Origin of the sequence: Streptomyces hainanensis (assembly GCF_004348415.1) — a bacterium.
Taxonomy (GTDB): Bacteria; Actinomycetota; Actinomycetes; order Streptomycetales; family Streptomycetaceae; genus Streptomyces; species Streptomyces hainanensis.
On record NZ_SMKI01000523.1, the window covers coordinates 1 to 4,905 of the forward strand.

At 77.7% G+C, this 4,905-nt stretch carries 4 protein-coding genes; all 4 read right to left on the reverse strand.

Annotation, left to right across the window (positions count from 1 at the left end):
- Positions 1-47: 47 nt before the first annotated feature.
- Genes E1283_RS31640 through E1283_RS39235 form a run of 4 tightly spaced genes read right to left on the reverse strand, consistent with a single transcriptional unit; the run spans position 48 to position 3,777 of the window.
- Entirely contained in the window at positions 48-1,244 is a 1,197-nt protein-coding gene (locus E1283_RS31640) for a glycosyltransferase (protein ID WP_132821610.1), read from the reverse strand.
- Positions 1,241-2,053, reverse strand: coding sequence for an alpha/beta fold hydrolase (locus tag E1283_RS31645; RefSeq protein WP_132821611.1), 813 nt, complete (start codon positions 2,051-2,053; stop codon positions 1,241-1,243). Before E1283_RS31645 ends, E1283_RS31640 begins: the two co-directional genes overlap by 4 nt.
- Before the next feature lie 7 nt (positions 2,054-2,060).
- Positions 2,061-2,384, reverse strand: a complete 324-nt coding sequence (locus E1283_RS31650; RefSeq protein ID WP_132821612.1) for an acyl carrier protein — start codon at positions 2,382-2,384, stop codon at positions 2,061-2,063.
- A gap of 1 nt (position 2,385) precedes the next feature.
- The gene (locus tag E1283_RS39235; protein ID WP_341829969.1) at positions 2,386-3,777 is read right to left on the reverse strand and encodes a 4'-phosphopantetheinyl transferase superfamily protein; all 1,392 of its coding nucleotides are present in this window, start codon (positions 3,775-3,777) and stop codon (positions 2,386-2,388) included.
- Positions 3,778-4,905: the final 1,128 nt, after the last annotated feature.

Genomic DNA, 4,905 nt, shown 5'->3' on the forward strand with positions numbered 1-4,905 from the left:
CGGTGGGGGCGCGGATCGTGGCGCGCTTCAGTGGTGCGTGGCGCGGTTCAGTGGTGCGTGGCGGCGTCGAGGGGTCGGGCGGCGACGGACTCCAGGTGGTCGGCGGCCGCCGCGGCGCCGCCGGCCGCCCGGAAGCCGCGGCCGATCGCCTCGGCGGCGGCCCGGTGGCCGCCGGCCGGGTCGAGCACGGCGTCGATCGCGGCGCCGATCCGGTCGGCGCCGGCCCGGCCGAAGCGCAGCCGCACGCCCGCGCCGGCGGCCACCACCTGCCCCGCGACCAGGGGTTGGTCGTCCCGGATGGGGGCGACCACCAGCGGCACACCGTGCCAGAGCGACTCGCACACCGTGTTGTGGCCGCCGTGGCAGACCACCGCGTCCAGGTGCGGCAGCAGGTCGAGTTGCGGCACCCGGTCGAGCACCAGCGGGTCGCCGTCCGGACCACGCACCGCGTCGGGCAGGGTGTGGCCCGGGTCGAGGACGATGCCGAGGACCCGGTCGCGCGCGGCGCGCAGCGCGGCCACGGCCTCGGCGAGGAAGCGCCCGCCGACGTCGACGTTGGCGGTGCCGAGGCTGACCAGCACCGTGCGGCGGTCCGGGTCGAGCCGCTCGTGGGGGAACGCGACGTCCGCCGGCCGGGCCGCGATGACCGGGCCGACGAGGCGGGTGCGGTCGTGCGGCGGCGGCGCGTCGCCGAGGAGTTCGCGCCCGGTGAAGGCGACGATGCCGTGCGGCGAGAACCGGGGGTCCCCGGTCACCGCCGGGTCGCCGATCCTGGCCCGCAGCGCGTCGAGCAGTCCGGTCAGCCAGGCGCCGACCCTGGGCAACCCGGCCAGCGGGTCGGCCAGTTCGGCCGACGTGGTGGCCGAGGTGACGTACGGGAGCCCGCGCCGCTCGGCGACCAGCGCGCCGGCCACCGCGTGCTGGTCGGTGACGACCAGGTCGGGGCGGAACGCGTCGACGGCGGCATGCACCCCGGGCGCCATCAGGTCGGCGAGCGGCACGAAGACGTCCCGCCACAGGAACTGGAACGCGGCCGGGCCGGTGAGTTCGGGCGGCCGGCGCAGGTCGGTGCCGGGGATGTCGCAGCCGAAGGTGACGGCATCGTCCCCGACCAGCCGGGCGAGCAGCCCGGGATGCCCGGCCCACGCCACCCGGTGGCCGCGCCCGGCCAGCTCGGCGGCGACGCCGACCAGCGGGTTGACGTGCCCCACCAGCGGCGGGACGACCAGCAGGAAGCGGGTCACCGCACCGCCGTCCCGGCCAGGGTGTGCCGGGTGACCCACCCCAGGATGAGGTCCCGGGTCTCCTCGGGGCGCTCGACCAGCACCGAGTGCCCCTGGTTCGGCAGCACCACGGTGCGGCAGTCGGCGACCTTGGCGGTCAGCTCCGGCACCTGGGCGGCGAGCCCCGACTCGTCGCCGAAGATGGCCAGCAGCGGGCAGGTCAGGGCCGAGAGGTCGTCGGCGATCACCCGCCCCGCGGGGACGTCGTCCGCCAGCGTGGTGGTCGCCAGGATGCGGCTCGCGCCCCGGGAGAGGCGGGCGGTGTGCGCGCCGTGGTGGGCGGCGATCCAGTCGATGACGTCCTCGCGGGCCAGCCGGCGGCGGGCGTCGTCGAGGCCGGCCGCCATGTGCCGGGTCCACTCGGCGACCGGCGGCTCCGACTCGATCATGGTGACGGTGGCCACCCGCTCCGGGTGCCAGGCGGCCAGGGCGGCGGCCACGGTGCCGCCGAACGAGTTGCCCACCACGTGGACGGGACGCCGCTCCCCCAACGCGTCGAGCAGGCCCGTGAGATCGCCGACGAACGACTCCAACCGGTAACCGTCGCGGGGGCGGTCGCTCCGGCCGTGGCCGCGCAGGTCGTACATGACGACGTCGACGCCGGCGGCGGCGAAGGCCGGGCCGACGGTGAAGTAGTAGCTGGCCAGGCTGTCGGTGAGCAGGCCGTGGACGAACACGACGACGGGTGGCTCGCCCGTGGCGTCGGCGGGCCTGACGGCGTCGAGCCGCTGGACGTGGGTGGTGATCTCGCCGGTGGCGATCCTGGTCATGGCGCGATCAGCTCCGCTCGGTGGCGCGCAGCGAGACCACGACGTGGTCCACCAGTTCGCCGACGGTGAGGGCGATGATCTCGTCGAGTTCGAGCTCGGCGACGAAGTTCGCGAAGTTGACCCGGTCGCCGTACTGCTCGCGGAGCGCGCCGGACAGCGTGACCAGGTCGATGCTCTCGAGTTCGAGATCGTCGTGGAAGGTGGTGTCGCGGCCGATCTCGGCGTCGTCGAGGCCGGCCTCCTCCAGCAGGTCCCTGAGCATGACCGCGATGTCGGCCAGCACCAGGTCGGGCAGCGCGGCGGCGTCCCGCGGGGTCGTCTCGGTGGTCATCTCATTCTCCAGTCGGGTTGTCGCCGGCGGTCCAGGCGACGGCGTACCGGCGGGGTGGCAGTCCCGGCGGGTTGGCGACATCGGCGGTGCGCACCTCGTACGTGTCGTCGCCGACCGCGAGCAGCAGCGCCCCGGGCTCGGCGGCCAGTACCCGGTGGTCGGCGGGGCGGCCGCGCAGGCCGGTGCCACGGGCCTTGGCGACGGCCTCCTTGGCGGCCCAGAAGCGGGTGAACCAGGCGTCGGCGTCGCCCGGCATCCGGGCCAACAGGGCGCGCTCCGCCGGGCCGCAGGCGGTGTCGACGGTGGCGGCCGGGCGGCCGGTGATCTCCTCGACGTCGATGCCGCACGGTCCCCGGCCGGCGAGGGCCACGCCGGCCTCGGCGCGGTGCGCGATCGAGACGGTGAGGCCCGCCACGTCCCGGCCGTGCACGCCCCTGGGCAGCGGGCGGCCGGCGGCGTCGTTCACCACCGCGATCTCGGCGGGGAAGATCTCGCCGGCCCCCTCGTGCCACAGGACGCGCCGCAGCGCGTCCTTGGCGGCGATCCGGCCGAGCAGCCACTGCCGGCGCCGGAGCGGCGGCAGCGCCGCGTACGCCTCGCGCTCGGCGCCGCCGAGGACGTTGCGCATCAGCAGCTCACGGGTGGCCAGGTCCGGCCAGCGCTCGTGGACCAGCGTCCAGCCGCCGTCCTGGGGCGTGGAGAGGATGTTGCGGCCCGGGTAGCGGTCCACGGCGCGGATCCCCGGGTCGGTGTCGAACCGCCGGTCGGTCCAGCCGGTGAGCTCGGCCCAGACCCGGCCGCCGCGCAGCAGTTGCATGTCGGCGGTGAGCGTGCTGTCGCCCACCTCGACGATCCTCACCAGGCACTCGAGACGCTCCCCGGCGGTGGGGTGGGGCCCGTGGAAGGTGATGCGGTCCATCCGCATCGGGAACACGGTGGTGCGTTCGGTGAGGCTGGCCATGATCCAGTAGCCGAGCAGTTGGCCGACGTTGTCCAGCAGCGCGCCGGGCGCGGCCGGCGCGGTGATGACACCGCGGAGGTGCCGGTCGCCGATGGCGGTGAGTTCGGTGACCCCCTGGAACGCGGGGCCGTGGAACATCCACCGCTCGCTGTACAGCTGCTCGGCCCGCATCCCGGGCACCCGCTCGGTCGCCGCGTCGAACCGCCAGGGCGCCGGCGCCGCCGGCCACTCCCCCGCCACCGTGACGGTGGCCCTCGCGAACCCGCTGAGCGTGACCTCGGCGCGGTCCCCCGCCAACCGACGTGCGGTCACGGGTAGTTCGACGGCGGGCAGCGCCTCGATCCACTTCAGCAGCCGCACGTCGCGCACCTCGACCGCCCGCCGCCGCGGGCCCGCTTCGCGCTCGGTGACGGCCATGAGGTGAGCGAGCACGGTCGTCGCCGGTACGACCGGCCACCGGTCCCCGGCATCGGGCCACCCGGGGCGCTGCCGGAAGAAACAGTGGTCGAGGAGATACGGCATCTCTCGGACATCGATCCGCCACGAGGACGCTGGCGCTGGCTTTCCCGACGGCGCGGGCGCCACCGGCGGCGACGCCGTAGGCGGCACGGCGGCCCGGGCGGCGTGGGCGCTCGGCGCGGGCACGGCGAAGCCGTGGCCGGGCCCGGGCGCGAGGACCGCCGACTGCCCGGCGGACCGCGCCGCTGCGGCGCCTGGCGCCACCGGGCCGGCGGCGCCGGGCGACGCCGTGGGCGACGCGGCAGCCCGGGCAGCGCCGGCGCTCGGCGCAGGCACGGCGAAGCCGTGGCCGGGCGCCAGCGCGGACGCAGGAGCGGCGAAGCCGTTGCCGGGTGCGGGCGCCATCGGCGGCGACGCCGTAGGCCGCGCACCTGCGGCGGCTGGCGCCGCCAAGCCGGCGGCGCCGGGGGGCGCCGTAGGCGACGCGGCGGAGCCACGGCCGGACCCGGGCGCCACCGGCGGCCACGCCGTAGGCGACGCGGCGGCACCGGCCGACGCGGGCGCAGGTGCGGCGAAGCCGTTGCCGGGTGCGGGCGCCATCGGCGGCGACGCCGTAGGCCGCGCACCTGCGGCGGCTGGCGCCGCCAGGCCGGCGGCGCCGGGGGGCGCCGTGGGCGACGCGGCGGCCTCGGCAGCGTCGGCGCCCATCGCGGGCACGGCGAAGCCGTGGCCGGGGGCCGGCGCGGGGACCGCCGGCTGCCCGGCGGAGCGCGCTGGCGCCGCACTTGACGGTGCGGCCGATCGCACCGCGAGGTCGGCGGAAGAGGCGGAGGCGGCGGAGCCGCGACCGGGCCCCGGGGCGGGGACCGCCGTCGGGCCGGCGGTGGCGGAGGCCGCGTCCAAGGGGACGGCTCGGGCCGGCGCGGCCGGCACGCCGTGGGCGACGGCCCCGGTGGCGGGGCGCGCCGCGCGCGCCGTGGCGCCGCCTGCGGACCGGCCCGTAGGGCCGTCCGCTCGCGCCGCAACGGCCTGCGGCGCCGCAGGCCCCCCGCCGGAGGCGGGGCCAGCCGCCGCGCCAGCGGCGCGGCTCGCGCCAAGGGG